We start from the raw sequence: 203 nt of genomic DNA on the forward strand, positions 1-203 counted from the left end.
CGAACAGGCCGGCGGCGCGGCTGGCGGCGAGCCCGGGCAGGTGGGCGACCCCGAGCCCCGCGGCGCGGGCCCGCCTCACGGCGAGGGACCCTATGTTGCGGAACTGGTCGACGACGACGAGCGTGCCGGCGGGCGCGGAGGCGAACAGCGCGTCGAGCTCGGCCTCCCTGTTGCGGACGGGGGCGCTGGCCAGCACCTCCCCG

At 78.8% G+C, this 203-nt stretch carries 1 pseudogene; it reads right to left on the bottom strand.

Going from position 1 to position 203, the window contains the following annotated elements:
* Window positions 1-203, bottom strand: a pseudogene (locus DW024_RS10355) (IS110 family transposase); the annotation flags it as partial.

Origin of the sequence: Collinsella sp. AF37-9 (assembly GCF_003475115.1) — a bacterium.
GTDB lineage: Bacteria > Actinomycetota > Coriobacteriia > Coriobacteriales > Coriobacteriaceae > Collinsella.